This is a genomic window from Micromonospora sp. WMMD961, assembly GCF_029626145.1.
In the GTDB taxonomy this organism is placed as follows: Bacteria; Actinomycetota; Actinomycetes; order Mycobacteriales; family Micromonosporaceae; genus Micromonospora.
Genome location: NZ_JARUBJ010000002.1, coordinates 4,849,768 through 4,871,281, shown reverse-complemented (window position 1 = coordinate 4,871,281; position 21,514 = coordinate 4,849,768). Strand labels below are relative to the sequence as shown.

Genomic DNA, 21,514 nt, shown 5'->3' with positions numbered 1-21,514 from the left:
CCGGGCCCGATCTCAGCGCGCCGCCGCGGACAGCGGGGCCTCGACGCGCCCGACGGTGGCCCAACCGCGCCGCTGACGTCGTGCGCCGAGGACCCGGCAGACGATGTAGATCGTGAACGAGATCGTGGTGACGTAGGGGCTGATGGGAACGCTGCTGCCCAGGGCGAGCAGGATGCCGCCGACGACGGAGCCGACGGCGAACACAACGCTGAGCAGCGTGACGAGCGGCGGGGACGCCGTGACCCGCATCGCGGCCGCGGCAGGTGTGACGACGACGCTCAGCACCAGCAGCGCACCGACGATCTGTACCGACATGGCGACGGTCAGACCCAGCAGCAGCATGAACACCGACGACAGCGCCGCGACCGGGACGCCGCGACCAGCGGCCAGCTCCGGATCGACGCTGGCGAAGGCGAGCGGGCGCCAGATCACCAGCAGGCCGATCAGGACCACCGTCGAGGTCACCAGCATCCAGGACAGCTGCGGTGTGTCCACGGCGACGATCTGACCGGTGAGTAGCCCGAACTTGTTCGCCGAGCGGCCCTGGTAGAGCGCGAGGAACAACACGCCGAGACCCAGGCCGAAGGGCATGAGTACGCCGATGATGGAGTTGCGGTCCCGGGCCCGGCTGCCCAACACCCCGATCAGCAGGGCGGCGAGGATGGAGCCGATCAGGGATCCGAGCACGACGTTCGCGCCGACCAGTAGCGCTCCGGACGCGCCGGCGAACGACAGCTCACTGATGCCGTGCACGGCGAACGGCATGTCACGCATCATCACGAACGTACTGATCAACCCGCCGATGAGACCCAGGACCGCCCCGGCGATGATCGAGTTGTGGACGAGACCGAGCAGTTCGGTGTAGTCGGCGAAGTTGAAGACGCGGTCCCACAGCCCAGGGTCAGACATGCTCCACCCCGACCTCGGCGCCGTCGTGGTGGTGGTGCGACTGGTTTGCCGGCGGGATACCCGCGACGAGGATTCGTCCGTTGACGCGAAGAACCTCGATCGGTACCCCGTACAGGTCGGAGAGCGTCTCCGAGGTGAACACCTCCTGCACCGTTCCGCTGCGGAACCCGCCGTCGGCCAGGTAGAGAACGCGGTCCACGTAGGGCAGCACAGGGTTGATCTCGTGCGTGACGAACACGACGGCGGTTCCCTTCTCCCGGCGTCGTTTGTCGACCAACGCGGTGATGGTCTGCTGGCTGCGCAGGTCCAGTGAGAGCAGCGGTTCGTCGCAGAGCAGCAGGCGCGGGTCGGCCACCAGTGCCTGCGCGACGCGGATCCGCTGTTGTTCGCCGCCGGAGAGCAGTCCGACCGGCATGTCGGCGAACGCGGCGGCGTCGACCGAGCCGAGTGCCGCCCTGATCCGCCCGTCCCGCCCCGGGCGCCGACCCAGGCCCCAACGGTGTCCGTCGAGGCCCTGGCCGACCACGTCGCGCGCGCGTAGCGGCGTCAGCGGATCGATGCGCCGCTGTTGCGGCACGTATCCGATGTCGTCCCCGCCGCGGCGCGGTGGCCGGCCGGACACGCGCAGCCGACCGGAGCTGAGGCGCTGGAGCCCGAGGATCGCGCGGACGAGGCTGGTCTTGCCCGACCCGTTGGCGCCGAGGACGGCGACGAACTCGCCGGCCTCGACGCGCAGGGAGAGCCCCGACCAGAGCCGCCGCGGGCCGAAACTCAGCCCGGCATCGTCGAACTCCAGCACCGGGACGGCACTGTGGTCGTCCGGCATCAGCCCAGTGCGGTCTTGACGGCGGCGAGGTTCCCGCTCATCCACGAGACGTAGTCCTTGCCGGAAGGCAGCGTCTCGGTCACCGGAACGACGCCGACCGTGTTGTCCTTGGCCGCCTGGAGCACCTTCTCGGTCTCCGGTCCGGTGGTCTGCTCGTTGTAGGCCAGCAGCTTGACCTGCTTTCCGGTGAACAAAGCGAGGGTCTCCTTCAGGGTGCCGGCGGAGACGTCGGTGCCCTCCTCGATGGCCTCGCTGAACTCCTCCGGAGTCTTGTTGACCAGACCGCACGCGTCCAGCAGGTAGCCCGGCACCGGCTCGGTGATCGCCACACCGGTGCCGCCGTGTGCCGTCTTGATCTCGCCGGCGGTGGCTTCCAGATCCGTGAGCTTCTGCTTGAAGGTCGTCGCGTTGGCGGTGAACGTCGCGGCGTCGCCGGGTGCCGCGGTGGACAGCGCGCTGACGATCTGGTCGGTCAGCTTGCCCATCGATGGCAGGTCGTACCAGACGTGCTCGTTGAGCTCCTCGCCGCCGGTCGCCGCCTTACCGGAGATCTCGACGGCGTTGAGCACCTTGGCGTCACTGTCGGCCGCCTTGAGCATCGTGTCGACGAAGTCGTCGTAGCCGCCGCCGTTCTCGATCACCAGGTCGGCCTTCGACAGCTCGAGTTGGGTGCGGGTGTTCGCCTCGTAGGAGTGTGGATCGGCAGACGGGTCACTGATGATGGACGTGATCGACGCCTTGTCGCCGGCGATCTGCCGCACGATGTCGCCGTAGACGTTCGTGGAGGTGACCACCGAGATCCCTGTCGATCCTGACGCCTCGGAGGAGGGCGCAGCCTTGTCGCCGTCCGAGGATGATCCGCAACCCGCACCGAGCATCGCCACCGAGAGCAGGGCTGCGCCAAGAAGACCTGCGCGCTTATCAAACACCGGAACCGCCACCTTTCCACGTCCGGTCAGCTGAAAAAGAGCTTCATTACCGGCAGGACGCTAATGGTGGGGCGCGCGTGTCACAAGGCTATCGGAAGTGATTTTCATTATTATTGTAGATTCACGATATGACGATATGTGCACCACTGGATGCTCGGAGCCTGGCGCGACCCGTCAGCGTCAGGGCCGGTGGGTGCGAGGCGGGTGGTCGCTGTGGACGCGATGCCCGAGGCGACCGACCGCCTCGGGCATCGCGTGGATCAGCGTGACCCGATCAACTTCTGCAGTTCCCGCCGATCGGCGTCGACGCCGGTGCCCGAGGGCGCCGAGCGGGTGGCGATCGCTGCCGGGTCCGGTTGCGGCAGCGGGTCGCACTGCACGTCCGAGCGCCGGCCACTGAGCCGCTTCGGTAGTTCACCGGTGGCCAGGTACGTGGCGATGGTGTCGTCGACACACGCCACGCCGCTGAGCGAGCCGGAGTGGGTGGTGCCCCCGACGCCCTCGACGAGCACCGCTGAAGGGAAGCGGCTGCGCACCTCCAGCGCTCCTGGGTACGGCGTGGCGGCGTCGAGCGTTTCGTTGATCAGCAGGACACCGCCGGCCTTGCTGCCGTCGACCGTCACCGGCTTGCCGACCTGTCCGTCCCACCAGATGCAGGGCGCGTTGAACCAGGCGTTGCCCCACGTCTCGAAGGGCGCCTTGGCGAAGATCCGCCAGTTGTCGGCCCGCCAGCGGTTCCAGTTCGTCGGCCACTGCACGTCGGTGCACTGCACGCCCAGGTAGATCGCGAAGCCGTTGTCCGCTCCCGGGCCCTGTGCGTTGGACGCGTCGTACAGCTCCTTGAGGGTCTGCCAGTCTCCGTCGTGCACCCACCCTGCGAACGCCTGGGCGACCTCCTCCCAGCCGAACACGTAGTAGCCGGCCTGCAGGAAGATGTCCGACCATTCGTCCGGTCCGATGATGCCGCCGGCCGGCTTCTTCAGCAGTTTGAGCTGCTGGGCGTAGAAGAGCCGTTCCACGGCCCGACCAGTCGTCCCGAGGTGGTAGACGGCGTCGTTGCGGGCGATCCAGTCGAAATAGATCTTGATGTTGCGGTCGAACGCGACGTCCTGGTCGAGGTTGGCCTCGTACCAGACCTTACGGGGGGTCGACATTGCCGTCGAGCACCATCCGGCGGACCCGCTGCGGGAACAGGGTGGCGTAGACCTGGCCGAGGTAGGTGCCGTAGGAGAAGCCGTAGTAGTTGATCTGGTTGCGGCCGAGCGCCTTGCGGATGCTCTCCATGTCCCGCACGGTGTCGGTGGTCTTCAGGTGGTCCAGCAGGTCGCCCCCAGCCTTCGCGCACGCCTGCGCGTACCCCTTGGAACGGTTCAGCCAGGTGCGCTCCAGGTTGGGGGTGGCCGGCACGTAGAACGGCCGGTTGTAGGAGAAATAGTCACCGTCGCAGGCCAGCGCCGGCTGGGAGGAGCCGACCCCGCGGGGGTCGAAACCGATCCAGTCGTACGCGTCGCCCGCGCCGTTGGGCACGTACTCGCCGAGCACGGAGAGGGTGAGGCCAGAGCCGCCGGGCCCGCCCGGGTTGACCAGCATGACGCCCTGGTACTGCGCCTCCGGCGTCTTGTGGCTGATCCGGGAGACAGCCAGCTTGATCTTCTTGCCCCGGGGCTGGGCGTAGTCGAGGGGTACCTCGACGAACCCGCACTGGCCGCCCCGGCGCTGGAGGCCGGGGCTGGCGCACTCGCCCCACGCGATCGGCGGCGGCGTGTACGACACCTCGGTGGTGCGGGGTTCAGGCGTCGCCTGTGCGGCCCCGCCGGGCGCGGTGCCGAGGATCAACCCGGCGATGGCGGCGGCCGCCATGAGTCGTTTCATTCCGTCCCTTTCGGAGTTTCTCGCCGGACGTTGAGGTGGCCGGCATCGTGGTGAGTCTGCTCTCCACCGGCACCCTTGAAAAGGGACAGACGTCGCTTCGGTGCGTCGGGTGCCACGGAGCGGCTACCGCCGCGGCGCACGCCTCGCCGGAGTCACCACAGTTGTCCGTCGGAGAGGGTGAGGACGCGGTCGGCGCGGGCCGCGAGGTGGCCGGAGTGGGTGACGAGCACGACGGGAGTGCCGTTGCGGCGGCGGAGGTGGTCGATCGTGTCCAGGACGTGGGCCTCGGTGTCGCGGTCGAGGGATGCGGTGGACTCGTCGCAGACGAGCACGGCGGGCGCGGCGGCGACAGCCCTTGCGAGCGCGACGCGATGGCGTTGACCGCCGCTGAGCCGATCCGGCGTGCGATCGAGGACCTCGGCCGCGAACGCGAACCGCTCGACGATCTCCTCCAGCGTCCAACCGGCCGGAAGACCCCGCCGGGCGTTCGCGGCGAGTGCTCGGGTGAGCGTGCGACGGACGGTTTCGTGCGGGTTCAGGGCCGCGCGGGCGTCCTGGCCGACGTAGGCGAGGTACGGCTGACCGGTACGCGCGCGGTCGGCCGCGTCCCAGCTCACCGGCGTGCCGTTGACCAGCATTCGTCCGGCGGCCGGAGGGGCGAGCCCGCAGAGCGCCCGCGCCAACGAGGTCTTGCCGCTGCCGGACGTCCCGCGGATGCCGAGGATCTCGCCGAATTCGACCCGTGCGCTGGCGCCGTCGAGAACCCGTAGCGCACCGTGCCGGACCGTCACCCCCTCGAAGGCGAGGGCGGCGCGAGCCGTGCCGTTTGTGATCGGCGGGGTCGCCGTCACCGAGGTGGACGCCGCGGCGCGTGCCGGTGCGGGGACCGGAGCATGGCGCCGGGTGGGGGAAAGCCGGCCCCGGTCCATCACCAGCGTCTCGTCGGCGATCCGGTCCACGAGGGCGAGGTCGTGGCTGATCAGCAGGACCGCCGGCCGCCAGGGCAGCCCGGTGAACCGTTGACTGACCCGCAGCGCGGTGTCGGGGTCCAGGCCGCTGGTGGGTTCGTCGAGCAGGATCAGCGCCGGCCGGGTGACCAGCGTCCACGCCAACACCCCACGTTGGGCCTGTCCTCCGGACAACTGACTCGGATAACGGTGCAGCAGCGGCGGGTCGAGGGCGGCGTCGCGGGCGGCTTGCTCGATCCGCGCGGCCCTGGCCGCCCGGTCGTCCTGCGGCCAGGCGATCCGGGCGGCGGTGCGCAGTTGCGCCGCGAGGCGACGCCGGGGGTCCAACGCGCTGGCCGGGTCCTGCGGGACGTAGCCGGTCGTCCGGCCACGCAGCCGGCGCCGGCCGGCGGGGGAGAAGGGGTCGACGCCGTCCACGTCGACGGTGCCGGCCTCCCGGTGGAGCCCTCGGCCGAGGTGTCCGAGCAGGCCGAGCGCGAGCGTGGTCTTGCCGGACCCGGACGGCCCGACGAGGCCGGTGACCCGGCCCGACGTCAGCTCCAGGCCGACCGCGTCCAGGACGAGGGTGCCGTCCGGCGCGGTGACGGTGAGCCCGCGTACCCGGGCGACCATGCTCATCCGATCTGTCCGATCCGGTCGGGGCCGATGTGGCCGCGCCCGGCTTCGCCGAGAACCGGACCGGCGAGGTGGTCGAGGAGGAGCGTCACGCCGACGGCGAGCGCGACGAGCAGCATGGCGGGGATCAGCACCGGCAGCGGGTTGGTCGTGAGCCCGGAGCTGTTCTCCTGGACCATGCGCCCCCAGTTCGCGGCCGGAGCGCCGGCACCCAGGCCGAGGAACCCCGCGGTGGCGGCGAGCTGGACCGAGGCGACGAACCGGATTCCGGCCTCGGCGAGTGCGGTGGGGACCAGCCCGGGCAGCACGTCGTAGCGCAGTCGGGCGACGGCGGTGTCCCCCCTGGCCTGTGCCGCTCGGGCGTAATCTGTGGCGACCAGGGCGGCGACACGTTCCCGGAGCACCCGCACCGAGAACGGGATGCTCACCAGGACACTCGCCGCGACGACTGCGGCCCCGCTGCCGGGTGCGCCGGCGGCGAGCACGAGAAGCAGCAGGATCGCCGGCAGGGCGGCGAGCGCGTCGACGCTGCGCACCGTGAGCCGGGCAGCCCGGTGCCGGCGTGTCATTCCCGCCCACGTGCCGAGGCCGAGGCCGATCAGGCTGCCTATCGTCGTGGCGACCGTGGCCTGGACGATCAGCGCCCGGCCCCCGTCCAGGACACGGGCGAGCACGTCCCTGCCGAGCACGTCGGTACCCAGGGCATGTGTGCCGGACCAGGGTTCGTACGGCCCGGCGACCGGTGCGGTCGGGCTGGCGGCGGGTATCCAGGGTCCGATCACGGCAACGGCGAGTACGAGCAGGGGCGGCACCGTGCTCAGCAGGCGTCGTGCGGTCACCGGGCCCCCGCCGGGGAGTGCGACCGGTGACGATCCAGCAGCGCGGCGAGGAGGTCGCCGGCAAGCAGGATCATCAGCGTCGCGGCGCCGAGTGCCAGGCTCAGGCCCTGCACCAGTGGCACATCCCGCTCGGCCACGGCCCGGGTCAGCTCGAAGCCGACGCCGGGCACGTTGAACAGCGTCTCCACCACGACGCTGCCGCCGAGCAGACCGGCGAGCATGATCGCCAGTCCGTGCAGCGCGGGTGCCGCGGCGTTGGAGACCACGGTCCAGAGGTAGCGGGAGCCGCGTACGCCGTTGAGGCGGGCGAACTCGGCGAAGCCGGTCGCGGCCGTCTGCGCGACGGATGCGCGTAGCAGCCGCATCGTCGCGCCGAATCCACCGAGGGCGAGCGCGAGCGCCGGCAGGGCCACCAGGTCCGGGTGTTGCCACAGCTCGTCACCGGCGGGCACCAGGGCGACCGCCGGCAGCACCGGCAACCACGCGGTGAACACCACGAGCAGGCCGGTGGCCAGCAGGAAGTCCGACGAACCGACGAGCCCGAGCGTGGTCACGCTCAGCACTCGGTCCAGCCGGCTGCCCACGCGTAGTCCCGCCGCGACGCCCAGCGCCCCGGCGAGCACCAGGATCACCGCCGCCGCCGGGACCAGCACCGCGAGGCTTGCCGTCAGCCGGTCGATGATGATCTCACCGATGTCCCGTCCGGTGACGAGCGAAGCGCCCAGATCGCCGCGTGCGGCGTCGCCGATCCAGTCCAGGTAGCGCTCGTACGCGGGACGGTCGAGCCCGAGCGAGACGCGGATCGCGTCCCGCTCGGCGGCGGTGGCGGTCGGGCCCGACGTCGTGCCGACCGCGTCGCCGGGCAGGACCTCGGTCGCCCAGAACACCACGGCGGACAGGACGGTGAGGGTCGCCGCCGCGGCGGCGACCCGCACTGCCAGCCATCCGGCCAGTCGCACCCGTCAGCTCCGCATGGTGGCGCGGGACAGGTCGGGGAACTGCAGGTTCCGGACGCCGCCGACGCGTTCCGAGGCGGCGTTGATCGTGGGGACGAACACCGGTGCGATCTGGTCGCCCTTCTCCCACAGCAGCTTCTGCGCCTGGTGCGAAGCGGCCGCCCGCTGCTCCTTGGTGCCGGCGCTGCGCGCCTTGAGCACGAGGGCGTCCACGTCCGGGAACGTGCCCGGCGTGTGGTTGATCTCGAAGAACGCGGGCGGGGTGTACCCGGCCCGGAACGGCCAGGAGAGGTAGGCGGGGTAGTCGGCGAACAGTTGCCCGGCCGGGAGTTCCCGCACGGCGGCCTGGACGCCGATCCCCCGCAGGTCCTCGACGATGAGCGTCGCCGTCTCCACCATTCCGGGCAACTCCGGCCCGGCGGCGAGCTCGACCTTGACGCCGCTCGCGCCGGCAGCGGCCAGCAGCTCCTTCGCCCGCTGCGGGTCATGGGCGCGCTGGGGGAGTGAGCTGTCGTACGACGGGAACCCGAGCGCGGGCAGGTCGTTGCCGACGAACGCCCGGCCGTAGTAGACCGTCTTCACGATCCGCTCACGGTCGACCGCCAACCGGAACGCCTCGCGCACCCGGGGATCGTCGAACGGCTTGGCCTTGACGCTCATCGTGTACTGCAGGTAGGCGGCGTACGGCAGCTCACTGCTGGTGATCTCGATCCCGTCGACGCTGTCCAGCGTCTGTGCCTGAGCCGGCCCGACCCCACTGACGAAGTCGACCTGGCCCTGTCGGAGCGCGTTCACCCGAGCCGTGCCGTCGGGGATCGAGAGCAGCTCGATCCGCTCCAGCGACGGCGCTTCACCGTAGTAGTTTTCGTTGCGCTTGAGCAGGGTGGACCGGCCGGGCTCGAAGGTGGAGACCGTGAAGGGACCGGAGGAGGGCATGTCCGGGGTGAATCCGGTCGTTCCGTCGGGAATGGCGAGCATGCTCTGGCAGATCACCTCGCGCCCGTCGGCGATCGGCGACAGCGTCGGCAGGAGCACGGTGGACGCGTCCGGGGCGGAGGCCGCGTCCACGTTGAAGTTTCGCGAGATCAGCTTCGTGAAGGGCAGCCCCTTCAGCAGGGTCGGCGCGCGCAGCGAGTACAACACGTCCGCGGACGTCAGAGCCTTTCCGTTGCTGAACTTCACGCCGTCGCGCACCCGCAACGTGTACGTCTTCAGGTCATCGGAGACCGTGATCGACTCGACCACGCCGTACGAGACGCCGTCCGGTGCCTTCGGGTCGAGCTCGCAAAGCGGGGCGTGCACCAGCTTCGCCCGGACGTAGTCGAGGGCGGTCGGGCCGACCAGGTAGTTGAGTGTCTCGCTGGAACCACCGCCGGCGAACGCCGCGCGCAGCGTCCCGCCGGTGGACGCCGCCCCGTCGTCGGTGTCCGCCGAGCATCCCGCTGCCGCAAGGATCGCTGCCGCGGCGACGGCCGCGGCCAGTCTGCGTCCCGTGGTCGGAACCATCCCTCACCATCACTCTCGTCGTCGACCACGAAGATCGCGGTCGGATAGGTTTACTAGGTATACCAGTTAGTGAAAATGGTTGTCAGCCCCACCTGCTTGAGAAGTGAGTGCCTCCATGCGGTTGAACCGGGACGCCATCGTCGACATGGCCGTCGACATCACCCGCAGTGACGGCCTGTCCGCCGTGACCATGCGCGCCGTCGCGGCTCGGTTCGACGTCACCGCGATGGCGCTCTACCGCCACGTCTCCGATCGGGAGGGACTGATCCGCCTCGTGGCGGACCGGATCGGCCGACTCGTGTGTCCGCAGTCGTCGACCGGCGCATCGTGGGACGAGCGCGCCCGTGCGTGGGCGACGGCGCAGCGTGACGTCCTCCGGCAGTACCCCGGTGTCGCAGCCTGGCTGATCGACAACGGCCCGGCCGGTCCGGCCGCCTACGATCTGCTAGAGGTGCTCGTCGCTGCCCTTGCGGACGCCGGATTCGACGACGCCACCGTTGCCCGGGGCGCCGCCTCGATCATGAGCTGGACCTTCACTCGGGTCGCGGTGGAGGATCTGGCGAACGCCCGGGTACGTCGTCGGGTGCCCGACCGGACGGTGGCGTTCCTGGGCGGCCTGTCCGGCATCGACGCCGCCTCACACCCGGTGACGAGCCGGGTCGGGCCGGAACTTCTCGCCCTGCCGCTGCCCGAGATCTTCGACGCCGGCCTTGGCCTGATCCTGGCCGGGCTCACCTCGGAGCGGCCTCGGTAGGGGTGGCAACAGCGCTGGACCGCCCCCAGGCCAGATATCGCTCCGCACCTGCCTGTCCGCAGCCCGGCCACCCGCAACGGAACCGGACCTCCCGGCCCGCTGTCAGCGGACCGTCGCGCGCACCACGTCCATCGGGCCGGGGGCCGCGTCGAAGCCGGCGGCGGACAGTTCGACGACCAGTGCCGCCGGCGACACGACGTACCACCGGTAGGCGGCGGTGACCTCACGTACGAGTCGGCCGCCCTCGTCGAGCACCCGGTAGCGCATCCGCCACCTGATGGTGCCCGGACCGTCCGGTTGTGCCGCGCCGCTGCCCACATAGGTGTGGGCACCCACCCGCACCGTCACGAACTCCGCCTCCGCGATCTCCACCGGCTCCGCCGGCGGCTGCGCGTTGACCACCAGCGGCGCGCCGTCCGCGAGCCGGTCGCGCAACCGCCCCCACAACCGGCGACGGGCGTCGGGGTCCAGGTGCCCGATCATGTTCATCGCGATCGCGCCGCCGATCCGCTCCGGGAGCGGGGCGTCCTGCGCTCCGGCGGCCACCACGCTGACCCGCTTCCGTAGGTCCGGGACGGGACCGAGCCGGCCGAACAGGGCCGCGCGTTGGGCTGCCGACGGCTCGATCGCCAGGATGCGTGCGGCCGGCAGCACCTCGGCGATGAGCAGGGTGCCGAGCCCGCTGCCCGCCCCCAGGTCGACGAGAGGGCCGGCGTGCGGCGCCGCGCCGGCCAGTGCGGCCAGCACGGGCTCGCGCAGCGCCCGCCACGCGTCGAGACTGAACAGGTCGAGGAACTCGCCCGACTCGTGATACTCGTCGCCGTTCATCCGGGTCCTTCCGTTGGGTCGCTGTCGAGCAACTGGATAGTGAAAGTCGTTGTCGATAGAGTGCCAGCATGACCCGGCAGCTCGTCGTCGACGACACCCGATGCATCGGTGCGGGGCAGTGCGTCCGATTCGCGCCGCACGCCTTCGATCAGGATCAGGAGACCGGCACCGTCCTGCTGGTCAGCGCCACCACCGAAATGGACACCGGCGTCGCCGACGCTGTAGCGCTCTGCCCTTCGGGCGCGATCCGGTGGGCGGACGACGTGACCTGACACGGTGGCGTCGTCCCCGGCGCGCTCCTCGCGCTCACCGGCCGACGAGGCGCCACCCTTCGGCCTCCGTCCGGTCGCGCCAGAACGACGCGTACGTGCCGCCGGCGTCGACCAAGTCGTCGTGGTTCCCGCGCTCGGCGATCACGCCGTCGCGTAGCACCAGGATCTGATCGGCGGCCCGGACGGTGTGCAACCGGTGGGCGATCACCAGCAGGGTGGCCTGTCGGGACAGGGTCGCGACGGCGGTACGCACCGCCGCGTCGGCCTCCGGGTCCAGGGCTGCCGTCGCCTCGTCGAGCACCACGATCGGCGCGCGCTTGAGCAGGGCGCGGGCGATGGAGACGCGTTGGCGCTGGCCACCCGACAGGGCCGTGCCGCCCTCGCCCACCGGGGTGTCCAGCCCGGACGGTAGGTCGGCCAGCACGTCGTCGAGGCCGGCGGTCGTGGCGGCGTCACGGACCTCGTCGTCCGTCGCGTCCGCACGGCCGAGGCGGATGTTGTCGGCGAGAGTGCCGTCGAAGAGGTACACGTCCTGGAACACGAACGCGACGCGGGCCATGAGGTCGGCGGGAGCGATGTCGCGTACGTCGACGCCGCCGATGAGCACGGTGCCGGCGTCGGTGTCCCAGAAACGGGCGAGCAGGCGGGCGACCGTGGTCTTGCCCCCACCGGAGGGTCCGACCAGGGCCGTCATGCTTCGCTCGGGCAGGCGGAAACTGACGCCGCGCAGCACCGGTCGGTCGTCGTACGCGAAGTGGACGTTGTCGAAGACCACCTCGGCGGACCCGGGCTGCCGAGGCTGGACGGGTTCGGGCAGGGTCGCGGCGCCCAGCACCCGGTTCACCGCGGCGAGCTGGTTGGCCGCGAGGCGGAGCGAGGCACCTGATTCGGCGGCGGTGCCCAGCGGCTCGCTCAATCGGACGGCCAGCACGAGTACCGCGACCAGGGTGGCGGCGTCGAGCCGGCCGCCGAGCGCGAGGTGTACGCCAGCGAGCAGGACGACGCCGAGCAGCGCCCGGACCGAGAAGGCGAAGGCCACGATCCCCGGCACCGCCCGGCGCAGCAGGGCGTGATCGGTCCGGCTCTGCGCCACCAGGGCGTCGTCGAGCAGGCGGTGCTCACCTGCGGTCCGGCCGAAGGCCCGCAGGAGCGGCTGTGCCTGTGCGTACTCGACGAGCCGGGCGGCGGCGTCGTCCATGGTCCGGTGTCGGTCGGCGTCGGCACCCGCCACCGCGCGGTTGCTCGCCCGCAGCACCAGGACGAGCAGCGGCAGGGCGAGCACCACGGCCAGGCCCAGCCGTGGTTCGACGACCAGCAGCGTCACCCCCACCACGGTCGGGGTGACCACGGCGGTCACGACCGGACGCAGCAGGTGGGCCGGCACGCTCATCAGTTGCAGCACGCTCTGGCTGGCGAGCCGGCTGAGCTCGCCGGTGCGCTCCGGGGTGAACCAGCCCAGCGGCAATTGGATGATCTTCTCGCCGAGGCGCTCGTGCAGCGCCCGGGCGACGTCGCGGCCCAGCCCGAACGCCCGGTTCTGGGCCGTCCAGGCCAGCGCCGCGAAGACCGCCACGGCGGCGGCGAATCCGGCCAGCCACGGCAGGGCCGCCGCGGGGCGGTCACCGAGCGTGGCGCGCAGCAGCGGGACGAGCAGGGCGTACGCGATGCCCTGCGCGGTGGCGGCGGCCACGGCCAGGACGACGAGCCGGCGCAGAGGGCCGGCGTGGGCGGGGCCGAGTGCGGCTGCCATGGCGCGGATCATCGAGTCTCCTCGGCGAGGGCGGGGACGGCGGTGGACTCCTGGGCGCGCCACATGCGGGAGTAGCGGCCGCCGGCGGCGAGCAGGTCCTCGTGCCGGCCGCGTTCGACGACCTGCCCGCCGTCGAGGACGACGATCTGGTCGGCGCCGCGGACGCCGGCGAGGCGGTGCGCGATGACCAGCATCGTCCGGCCGTCGGCGAGGGCGGACAGGGCCCGTTGGATCTGCGCCTCGGCGTGCGGGTCGGCGTACGCGGTGGCCTCGTCCAGGACCAACACGGGCGGGTCGGCCAGCAGCAGCCGGGCGATCGACAGGCGCTGCGCCTCACCGCCGGAGAAGGCGACGTCCGTGCCGACCACCGCGTCGTACCCGCGCGGGTCGGCGACGATCCGGTCGTGGATCTGCGCCGCCGTGGCCGCCGCCTCGATCTCGGCCCGGGTGGCCTGCGGTCGCCCCAGGGCGATGTTCGCCGCCACCGTCGTGCGCAGCAGGGTCACCTCCTGTAGGACGAAGCCGACGGTGCGGTGCAGCGTCGCCGGATCGAGTTCGCGCAGGTCGACGCCGCCCAGGGTGATCCGGCCGGCGGTGGCGTCGTGGAAGCGGCCGATCAGCCGGGCGACGGTGGACTTGCCTGCCCCGGACGGCCCGACGAGCGCGGTGACGGTGCCCGGACGCAGTTCGAGGTCGACGCCGGACAACACGGTGGTCGTGCCGTCGTAACTGAAGTCGACGGCGTGCAGCCGCACGGTGGTGTCCTGCGGGTCGACCGCCGCGGCCCCGTTCTCCACCACCGGCGTGTCCAGCAGCGCGGAGACGTCGGCCGCGGCGCTCAGCCCGGTACGCAACGCCTGCAGGTGCCGGCCGATGGTGGCGACGGGGCCCGCCAGCGCGGGTGCGAGCAGCACGAAGGCCACCAGCGCCGCCGGTGCCAGGAGGCCGGCCGCCGCGGCGGGCACCCCGGCGGCGAGGACCACCACCAGCACGACCGGGGCGGTCACCACCAGTTGCGACGCGGTGGTGATCCCGGTGGTGCCGGCCGCCCACGCGGTGAAGAAGTCGCTGAACGCGTCCGAGGCGGTGCGGAACCGACGGTGCGCCACGCCGGCGCGCCCGAAGGTCTTCAACACCGCGATGCCGTCGACGAACTCCACCGCCGCGTTGTTGATCTCCGCTGCGGCGCGTCCGTAGGCGGCCATCTTCGGTCCGGCGCCGGCCATCGCCCGCCGGAACAGCCAGGCACCGGTGATCGTCGGCACCAGCGCCAACAGGGCGAGCCACGGGCTCACCGTCAGCAGGAAGACCATTGCCACCAGTGGCGTCACCGCCGCCGCCGTGACGTCGAGGGCGGTGTGCGCCACCAGGTAGTGCATGGCCTGCACGTCGTCGTGCACCGCCTTCTTCACCTGACCGGAGCCCCGACCGGAGTACCAGGACAGCGGCACCCGGCCGAGCCGGTCGGCCAGGACGCGGCGCAGCCGTAGTTGCAAGGCGTTGTCGGCGAGGTGGGTCAGCACCGTGGCCGCGGCGGCGAGCAGGACGCTGAGCAGCGCCGCGACCACGGCGAGCACAGCCAGGTTCCGGATGCCGGCCGGGTCCGGTGCCGGCCGCAGGAGCCGGTCGCCGATCACCGCCATGGCGATGAGCACGCCGGTGCCGGCCGCGCTGGACAGTGCCTGGAGGAGTACGGCGAGGACCAACCGGCCGCGGACGGGGCGCAGGATCGTCATAGTGATCCGAAATCGTAGTCGTTTTCAATCAGGGCAGACAGTTCGATCGCCAGATCCGTCAACGTCGGCGCGGCCAGGAACCGCGCGATCGGCACGTCCACTCCCCAGCGCTGGCGGATCGCGGCGACGAGGCGCAGTGCGGCAACGCTGTCCCCGCCCAGCGCGAAGAAGTTCGCCGCCCGGTCGTCCACCCGGTCACCGAGCAGGTCGGCCCAGATGCCGGCCAGCGCGGTCTCGATCGGACCGGTAGGCGGCGCGGCGGACGCCGCCACCCCGTGCGCCGCGTCATGTTGCAACGCGGCCCGGTCGACCTTGCCGTTGGCGGTCAACGGCAACGACGGCAGCACCGCGACGGCGGCCGGCACGGCATACGCCGGCAGCCGCTCGGCCAGGAACGCCCGCAGCCCGTCGGCGACCGTCGTCGGATCGGCGTCGCCGGCCTCGACGAAGGCGTGCAGGCGGCGCCGGGTGCGCTCGCCGACGGCCACCACGGCGGCCCGACCCGATCCCGGGTACGCCTCACAGGCGGCCTCGATCTCGCCCAGCTCGATCCGGTGCCCACCGACCTTGACCTGGTGATCGGCCCGGCCCAGGAACTCCAGCGTCCCGTCCGGCCAGTAGCGCCCGAGATCCCCGGTCCGGTACCAACGGCCGGCGGCGTCCTCGACGAACTTCTCCGCGGTCCGCGCCGGGTCACCGCGGTAGCCGAGCGCCACGCCACGACCGCCGATCCACAACTCGCCCGGCACCCAGTCCGGTCGGTCCCGGCCTGCGTCGTCCACCACCCGGTAGGTCTGGTTGGCCAGGGGGAAGCCGTAGGGCACCGAACGCCAGTGCGTCGGCACCGCGGCCACCTCGATGGCGTTCGACCAGATCGACGCCTCGGTGGCCCCGCCGAGCGCGACCAGAGCGGCCGGGCCGTCCGGGCGGTGCGCCGTGGCCCGGCTGAACCGCCCCGGCAGGTCGAGGCCGACCCAGTCCCCGGAGACCAGCGCCAGGCGCAGGCCCGGTGGCAGCGGCTCCGGCTCGGCCGCCACCAGCAGCATGTCCAGCAGGGTCGGCACGGTGTTCCAGAGGGTGACCCTGTGCTCGCGGACGAGTCGCAGCCAGCGTGCCGCGTCGCGACGCTCATCCTCCGCCGGCAACACCAGCGCCCCGCCGGCACCGAGCACGCCGAAGATGTCGTACACCGACAGGTCGAAGTCCAGGGCGGACAGGGCCAGCACACGGTCGTGCGCCCCTACGCCGAAGCGCGCGTTGATGTCGGCGCAGGTGTTGGCCGCGGCGTCGTGGGCGACCTCGACCCCCTTCGGGGCGCCGGTCGATCCGGAGGTGAAGATGACGTACGCCGGCTCGTCCGGCCCCCGCTCCACCGGTGCGGGCAATGGCTCGGCGTCAGCCACCTGCGCCAGCACGGGTGCGTCGAGCACGAGCACGGCCCCGCTGTCCCGGTAGCACCGGTCCCGGCGCAGGGCCGGCTGTTCCACGCCCACCGGGACGTAGACCGCTCCGGCGGCGAGCACCCCGAGCACGGCGACGACCTGATCTGGCCCCTTCGGCAGGGTCACCGCGACCGCGTCGCCCGGCCGCACGCCGCGTTCCCGCAGACCGGAGGCCACCCGCAGGGCCTTCTCGGCCAGCGCGCCGTGGGTCAGCTCGCCGACGCCGTCCGGGCCGTGCCAGATCAACGCGACGCGGTGCGGATGGTCCCGGGCCGCGTCGAAGAAGGCATCGTGCAGGCGGCGACGCGGGACCGGCACCGCGGTGTCGTTGACCCGCAGCCGGGTCGCCCGCTGCGCCGCCGGCAGCAGGTCGGGCAGCGGAGCCTCCCAGTCGGCGTCGGCGAGCCGATCCAGCAACGCCGTGTACGCCCCGAACATGTCGTCGAGCACCCCGGGGACGAACAGGTCGTCGACCGCGTCCCAGGTGACCTGCAGGCCGCCGCGGGACTCCAGGACCTGGTTGTCGAGACTCACCTGCGGCGACTGCGAGACACCCCACACCTCCGGTGGGAAGCCGTCGGAGCGGTCCATCGACACCCCGTCCCCGACCCCGATGGCACTGGTGAACACCACCGGCATGGCCTCCATGCTGCCGGTGCTCCGGGCCAGCCGGCGCAGGAGCCAGGCCGGACTGATCTCGCGGTGGTCGAGGTCGGCGCCCATCCGGGCGTGCAGGGCGGTGACGTCGGCGAGGAAACCGCCGCCGGCCGGGCGGTAGTCGGCCAACGACAGGGTGGTGAAGTCGCCCAGCACCCGGTAGATGTGCGGGTGCACGTCACGCCGGTTGAACAGGGTGAGCGTGACGGTCAGGTCGCGGCGGGCGCTCCAGGCGCCGAGCACCTCCGCGTACGCCGCCAGCAGCACCGTGGACGGGGTGACCCCGTGCTGGCGGGCCCGCGCACGCAGCGCCGACCACCGGTGTGCCGGCAGTTGGTGGCGGCGGCGGGTGAACCGGGGCCGGGACACCTCGGACGGGTGGCGCACGGTGGGCAACTGCGGCGCCGGCGGCAGGTCGACCAGTCGGGCTTCCCAGTAGCGCTGGTCGCGGAGCTCGGTCTCCGGGTCGGGGCGGACCTGGCGGAGATAGTCGCGGAACGACACGTCGATCGCCGGCAGTTCGGTGTCGGGATCACGGTAGAGCCTGTCGAGTTCCGTGTAGAGAGTCATGATCGACAGTGCGTCGAAGACGATGTAGTCGAGTCCGACCGCGAGCCTGGTACGTTGCCGGCCGTCCTGCCGGTAGCGCACCGCGGCGAGGTCGAACAGCGGCCACCGGCTGAGGTCGGTGAGCTGGTGCGAGCGGGCGGCCCGCATGCTCTCCAGTGCCGCGGTCGGGTCGTCGTCGCCGACATCGGCCACCGCGATCTCGACCGGCGGCGCCGTGGCGAGAATGCGTTGGGCATCCGCGCCGTCGAAGACCGCGCGCAGCATCTCGTGCCGCTCGACCAATCGCTGCCAGGCCGCGCGGAGCCGATCGAGGTCCAGGTCCGCGCCGTCGAACTCGGTGTACTGCCAGGTGCCCACCCCGCCCAGTGGCAGCCGCTCGTCGCGGCCGACGAAGTAGGCCCGCTGCACGTCTGTCGGCGGGAACGGCTCATGCCGGCGCGCCAGGTCACCGGTCACCACCGTCGCCGGGGTGTCGGTGCCGCGCCGCAGGTCGGCGGCGAAGTCGGCGAGAGTCGGCCGGGTGAACAGCGCGGCGAGCCGGGCACCGGACAGGCCCGCGGTCCGCAGCCGCACCAGCAGGCGGGTGGCGAGCAGCGAGTCCCCGCCGAGGGCGAAGAACGAGTCGCCGCGGCCCACCTCGGGAACTCCCAGCAGGTCGGACCAGGCGGCGGCCACGAGCGCCTCGATCTCGCCGCGGGGCGGCCCGCCGGTGCGGGTCGCCCGCCGGTCGCCGGCCACCGCGTCGAGCAGGAGGCGCAGCCGCGCCCGGTCGACCTTGCCGTTGGCGGTGAGCGGCAGTGCGGGCAGCGCCGTGACCGTGTCGCAGCGCATGTGCTCGGGCAGCCGCTCCGCGAGCCAGGCGTCGAGGTCCGCCGGCAGCGGCGCGGCGGTGACGACGGCGGCGGCCAGCCCGGTGGCGGTCACCACCGCGACCGCGTGCTCCACCTCCGGGTGCGCCGCCAGCGCGGCCTCGATCTCGCCGAGTTCGATCCGGTGACCGCGCACCTTGACCTGGTGGTCGGCTCGCCCGAGGAACTCCAGCAGGCCGTCGGGTCGGTAGCGGGCCAGGTCGCCGCTGCGGTACCAGCGGGTGCTGGCGTGCGTGACGAACCGTCCCGCGGTGCGCTCCGGATCACCCCGGTAACCCTCGGCCACGCCGGCGCCACCCACCCACAGTTCGCCGGTGACCAGGTCCGGTCGGTCGCGGCCGTCGGCGTCGGTTACCCGGCACAGGACGTTGTCCAGCGGGGCGCCCCACGGCATCGACGGCCACGCGGGATCCACCTGGTCCACCTCGAACACGGTGGAGTGGATGGCGGCCTCGGTCATCCCGCCGAGCGCCGCGAAGCGACAGTCCGGCGCCGACCGACGCAGCCGGGCCGGCAGGTCGAGGCCGACCACGTCGCCGCCGAGCAGCACGGCGCGCAGCGTGGGCGCCGGTCGTCCGGCGCCGGCAACGAGGAGCATGTCCAGCAGCGCCGGCACGGTGTTCCACACGGTGACGCCGTACGTGGTGACCAGGTGCCACCACGCGGCCGCGTCCCGCCGCTGGTCCTCGGCGACCAGCACCAGGGCACCACCGGCGGTGAGCATCCCGAACGTGTCGTAGACGGACAGGTCGAACTCCAGCGCCGACAGCGTCAGCACCCGGTCGGCCGGGCCCACGCCGAAGCGCCGGTTCAGGGCGAGCACCGTGTTCATGGCGGCGGCGTGACTCACCTCCACGCCCTTCGGCTCGCCGGTCGAGCCCGACGTGAACAGGACGTACGCGACCGCACGCCTGTCGACCGGTGCGGGTGCGAGCGGCGCGTAGCCGTCGGCGGCGCTCAGCAGCAACGGCGTGACGCCTCCCGCGTCGGTGACCGCCTCCTGGTGTGCCGGGTCGGTCAGCGCGACCCTGGCTCCGGCGGCCGCGTGGATCAGCCGGCGTCGGTGCGGCGGCTGGTCGATGCTCACCGGCAGGTACGCCGCGCCACAGGCGAGTACGGCCAGCGCGGCGGCCACCTGGGCGGCCCCCTTCGGCAGGGTGATCACGACCGTGTCGCCCGGGCGTACCCCTTCGGCGTCCAGCAGCGCGCGCAGGCGCAGCGCCCGATCGGCGAGATCGCCGTAGCTGACCTCCCGTCCGGCGTCGATCAGCGCGGTCCGCTCGGGCGTGGCCCGCGCGTGGGCGAAGAACCCGTCGTGCAGGCAGGCCGCAGGCCCCGAGGCGGCGGTGGCGTTGACCCGTTCCCGGACGGCGAGCTGTCCCGGTGGCACCAGCGCGCCGACCGGCCGCCGCCAGGCCTCGTCGTCGTCGGTCAGCGCGTCGACCAGGCCGCGGTAGACGGAGAACGCGGCCTCGGCGACGCCGTCGGCCAGCACGTCCAGTCGCACGTCCCAGTTGAGCAGCAGCCCGCCGTCCAGTTCGGTCACCTGCGCGTCGAGCCACACCTGCGGGCCCTGCGAAATGATCCACGACGGAGTGCCGAAGGTCCGCTGCATCGACTCGCCGTAGATCTCGCCCAGACCCAGCGCGCTGGTGTAGACGACCGGCGCCAGCACCGGGCTCCCGGCCCGACGGGACAGGTCACGCAGCACCTCCACGCCGGCGTACGCGCCGTGACCGATGGCCGCCCGCAGGTCGGCCTGCACCCGGGTGGCCCGTTCGGTGAACGGTGGCCGGCCGGTGGTGTCCACGTCGAGCAGCACCGAGCTGGAGAAGTCACCCACCAGGAGATCGGCGCCGTCGACGAGCGGCTCGCGGGCGAACAGCGGCAGGTTGAGCAGGAACCGTCGGTCGTCGCTGAACGCGCCGATCACCTCCGCGAACGCGGTGGCCAGCGCCGCGGCGGCGGTCACGCCGTGCGCGGCGGCCCGGCGCAGCAGCCGCTCCCGGCGCGCCGGAGCCAGCCAGTGGTGCAGCCGGACGCTGCGGGCGACCGCACCGGGACGGCCGGCGTCGGGTCGGATCGGCAGCTGTGGTCCGGCGGCAAGCTCGTCGAGGCGCCGGGTCCACCAGGCGCGGGCCCGCTCCCGGGCCACCTCCGCCGAATCCCGGTGCGCCGCCAGGTACTCCGGGAAACTCGCCGTGATCGTGGGCAGGTCGGCGTCCGGGTCGTGGTACAGCGTGTGCAGGTCGCCGAGCAGGATCCGCATGCTCAGCGCGTCGGCGACGAGCATGTCCAGATCGACGTGCAGCCGGGTGGCGCCGCCGGGCAGCAGGCTCAGCGCGACCGTGAACACCTCGCCGTTCTCGACGTCCATGCGCCGGTGCGTGTAGTGCGCGCGCAGGCGGTCGAGCTCCCGGTCGACCTGGTGCGCCCCGGTCAGGTCGTGCACGACCAGTGGGGTACGGGCGGCGGCGGCGATGCGCTGGCGGCCCTCCGCGTCGAAACGGGCCCGCAGCATGCCGTGCCGGGCGGTGACCGCGGCGAGCGCGGCACGCAGCCGGTCGGGGTCGACGGCATGACCGTCGAACTCGACGTAGAAGTGTGCGGCGACGTCCCCGAACGGTTGCTCGTCCTGCCGGCCGATCCAGTAGGCATACTGCATGGTCGCGAGATCGAACGGCGCGGACGGGTCCACCGCGGCGGACGGCGGCGGCACCACAGCCGCCGGGCCGGACAGCGCTCTGTCCCAGCCGGCCAGGGTCGGGTCGGCGACAAGGTCCTCGAAGGTGACGTCGTGCCCCGCCCGCCGTAGCTGCGCGACCAGCCGGATCAGGGTCAGCGAGTCCAGACCGGCGCCGAACAGGTCGGTGTCGTCGGCCAGCGAGCCGGGGTCGACCCGGAGCGCGGCGGCGAGTTCGGCGCGGATGGCGGCGGAGTCGACCGGACCGGCAGCGACCGTCATCGCGTCGACCCCGGAGCGTCGGAGTCGACGGGGGCGACGGGGGTGGCGTCCACGGTGCCCGGTGAGGTCCCGCGGACGCCACCCACGCCCCAGCGCTGCGCCGGAGCGCCGGTCAGCACGATCCACGTCTGGTCGCGCACCGCCGGGCCGAGCACCTCGCTCACGGCGTCGGTGAGCCGAGCGATGAGCGCCTCCTGCACCGGCGGGGTGAGCCGCTCCTCGAAGATGCGGACGTCGATAAAGGGCATGAC

General features: G+C 72.4%; 16 protein-coding genes. 2 read left to right on the top strand and 14 right to left on the bottom strand.

Translation table 11 applies throughout. From position 1 onward, the window contains the following. Nucleotides 1–12: 12 nt before the first annotated feature. From O7614_RS21980 to O7614_RS21945, 9 genes are all read right to left on the bottom strand, one after another. Entirely contained in the window at nt 13–909 is an 897-nt protein-coding gene (locus O7614_RS21980; RefSeq protein ID WP_278140370.1) for a metal ABC transporter permease, read from the bottom strand. After that, nucleotides 902–1,735: an ABC transporter ATP-binding protein gene (locus tag O7614_RS21975; RefSeq protein WP_278140369.1), complete on the bottom strand. Its 834-nt coding sequence runs from the start codon at nt 1,733–1,735 to the stop codon at nt 902–904. Before O7614_RS21975 ends, O7614_RS21980 begins: the two co-directional genes overlap by 8 nt. Continuing rightward, nucleotides 1,735–2,676, bottom strand: a complete 942-nt coding sequence (locus tag O7614_RS21970) for a zinc ABC transporter substrate-binding protein (protein ID WP_278140368.1) — start codon at nt 2,674–2,676, stop codon at nt 1,735–1,737. Before O7614_RS21970 ends, O7614_RS21975 begins: the two co-directional genes overlap by 1 nt. A gap of 248 nt (nt 2,677–2,924) precedes the next feature. Further along, nucleotides 2,925–3,818: an alpha/beta hydrolase gene (locus O7614_RS32255; RefSeq protein ID WP_347404368.1), complete on the bottom strand. Its 894-nt coding sequence runs from the start codon at nt 3,816–3,818 to the stop codon at nt 2,925–2,927. Then, nucleotides 3,802–4,536: an alpha/beta fold hydrolase gene (locus O7614_RS32250; protein WP_347404367.1), complete on the bottom strand. Its 735-nt coding sequence runs from the start codon at nt 4,534–4,536 to the stop codon at nt 3,802–3,804. Before O7614_RS32250 ends, O7614_RS32255 begins: the two co-directional genes overlap by 17 nt. Nucleotides 4,537–4,688: 152 nt before the next feature. Next, the gene (locus tag O7614_RS21960; protein WP_278140367.1) at nt 4,689–6,122 is read right to left on the bottom strand and encodes an ATP-binding cassette domain-containing protein; all 1,434 of its coding nucleotides are present in this window, start codon (nt 6,120–6,122) and stop codon (nt 4,689–4,691) included. Continuing rightward, complete coding sequence (locus O7614_RS21955) at nt 6,119–6,958, bottom strand: ABC transporter permease subunit (protein WP_278140366.1); 840 nt, start codon at nt 6,956–6,958, stop codon at nt 6,119–6,121. Before O7614_RS21955 ends, O7614_RS21960 begins: the two co-directional genes overlap by 4 nt. Beyond that, nucleotides 6,955–7,917, bottom strand: a complete 963-nt coding sequence (locus O7614_RS21950) for an ABC transporter permease (RefSeq protein ID WP_278140365.1) — start codon at nt 7,915–7,917, stop codon at nt 6,955–6,957. The genes O7614_RS21955 and O7614_RS21950 overlap by 4 nt, the downstream gene beginning before the upstream one ends. Nucleotides 7,918–7,920: 3 nt before the next feature. Further along, the gene (locus O7614_RS21945; RefSeq protein ID WP_278140364.1) at nt 7,921–9,420 is read right to left on the bottom strand and encodes an ABC transporter substrate-binding protein; all 1,500 of its coding nucleotides are present in this window, start codon (nt 9,418–9,420) and stop codon (nt 7,921–7,923) included. A gap of 115 nt (nt 9,421–9,535) precedes the next feature. On the opposite strand from O7614_RS21945, the gene O7614_RS21940 reads away from it, so the two are divergent. Further along, nucleotides 9,536–10,174: a TetR/AcrR family transcriptional regulator C-terminal domain-containing protein gene (locus tag O7614_RS21940; RefSeq protein ID WP_278140363.1), complete on the top strand. Its 639-nt coding sequence runs from the start codon at nt 9,536–9,538 to the stop codon at nt 10,172–10,174. Between the two features lie 102 nt (nt 10,175–10,276). Here O7614_RS21940 and O7614_RS21935 read toward each other — a convergent pair whose 3' ends face one another. Then, entirely contained in the window at nt 10,277–11,002 is a 726-nt protein-coding gene (locus O7614_RS21935; protein WP_278140362.1) for a class I SAM-dependent methyltransferase, read from the bottom strand. A 68-nt stretch (nt 11,003–11,070) separates the two neighbouring features. Between O7614_RS21935 and O7614_RS21930 the strand changes: the two genes are divergently transcribed. Then, entirely contained in the window at nt 11,071–11,274 is a 204-nt protein-coding gene (locus tag O7614_RS21930; protein WP_278140361.1) for a ferredoxin, read from the top strand. A 34-nt stretch (nt 11,275–11,308) separates the two neighbouring features. Here O7614_RS21930 and O7614_RS21925 read toward each other — a convergent pair whose 3' ends face one another. From O7614_RS21925 to O7614_RS21910, 4 genes are read right to left on the bottom strand one after another with little or no spacing between them, the layout of a single operon-like run. Further along, nucleotides 11,309–13,036: an ABC transporter ATP-binding protein gene (locus O7614_RS21925; RefSeq protein ID WP_278140360.1), complete on the bottom strand. Its 1,728-nt coding sequence runs from the start codon at nt 13,034–13,036 to the stop codon at nt 11,309–11,311. Further along, nucleotides 13,033–14,760 (bottom strand): ABC transporter ATP-binding protein, encoded by a 1,728-nt coding sequence (locus tag O7614_RS21920; RefSeq protein ID WP_278140359.1) that lies wholly within the window; start codon nt 14,758–14,760, stop codon nt 13,033–13,035. The genes O7614_RS21925 and O7614_RS21920 overlap by 4 nt, the downstream gene beginning before the upstream one ends. Further along, nucleotides 14,757–21,263, bottom strand: coding sequence for a non-ribosomal peptide synthetase (locus tag O7614_RS21915; protein ID WP_278140358.1), 6,507 nt, complete (start codon nt 21,261–21,263; stop codon nt 14,757–14,759). Before O7614_RS21915 ends, O7614_RS21920 begins: the two co-directional genes overlap by 4 nt. Next, nucleotides 21,260–21,511 carry a 4-oxalocrotonate tautomerase family protein gene (locus tag O7614_RS21910; protein ID WP_278140357.1) on the bottom strand — a complete coding sequence of 84 codons (252 nt, stop codon included), beginning with the start codon at nt 21,509–21,511 and terminating at the stop codon, nt 21,260–21,262. The genes O7614_RS21915 and O7614_RS21910 overlap by 4 nt, the downstream gene beginning before the upstream one ends. Between the last annotated feature and the right edge of the window lie 3 nt (nt 21,512–21,514).

What these genes read in the sequence shown, in the direction of transcription:
- O7614_RS21945 (WP_278140364.1), bottom strand. Translation starts at nt 9,420, where the DNA reads ATGGTTCCGACCACGGGACGCAGACTGGCCGCGGCCGTCGCCGCGGCA.
- O7614_RS21980 (WP_278140370.1), bottom strand. Translation starts at nt 909, where the DNA reads ATGTCTGACCCTGGGCTGTGGGACCGCGTCTTCAACTTCGCCGACTAC.
- O7614_RS32250 (WP_347404367.1), bottom strand. Translation starts at nt 4,536, where the DNA reads ATGAAACGACTCATGGCGGCCGCCGCCATCGCCGGGTTGATCCTCGGC.
- O7614_RS21920 (WP_278140359.1), bottom strand. Translation starts at nt 14,760, where the DNA reads ATGACGATCCTGCGCCCCGTCCGCGGCCGGTTGGTCCTCGCCGTACTC.
- O7614_RS21940 (WP_278140363.1), top strand. Translation starts at nt 9,536, where the DNA reads ATGCGGTTGAACCGGGACGCCATCGTCGACATGGCCGTCGACATCACC.
- O7614_RS21935 (WP_278140362.1), bottom strand. Translation starts at nt 11,002, where the DNA reads ATGAACGGCGACGAGTATCACGAGTCGGGCGAGTTCCTCGACCTGTTC.
- O7614_RS21915 (WP_278140358.1), bottom strand. Translation starts at nt 21,263, where the DNA reads ATGACGGTCGCTGCCGGTCCGGTCGACTCCGCCGCCATCCGCGCCGAA.
- O7614_RS21925 (WP_278140360.1), bottom strand. Translation starts at nt 13,036, where the DNA reads ATGATCCGCGCCATGGCAGCCGCACTCGGCCCCGCCCACGCCGGCCCT.
- O7614_RS21930 (WP_278140361.1), top strand. Translation starts at nt 11,071, where the DNA reads ATGACCCGGCAGCTCGTCGTCGACGACACCCGATGCATCGGTGCGGGG.
- O7614_RS21910 (WP_278140357.1), bottom strand. Translation starts at nt 21,511, where the DNA reads ATGCCCTTTATCGACGTCCGCATCTTCGAGGAGCGGCTCACCCCGCCG.
- O7614_RS32255 (WP_347404368.1), bottom strand. Translation starts at nt 3,818, where the DNA reads ATGTCGACCCCCCGTAAGGTCTGGTACGAGGCCAACCTCGACCAGGAC.
- O7614_RS21975 (WP_278140369.1), bottom strand. Translation starts at nt 1,735, where the DNA reads ATGCCGGACGACCACAGTGCCGTCCCGGTGCTGGAGTTCGACGATGCC.
- O7614_RS21960 (WP_278140367.1), bottom strand. Translation starts at nt 6,122, where the DNA reads ATGAGCATGGTCGCCCGGGTACGCGGGCTCACCGTCACCGCGCCGGAC.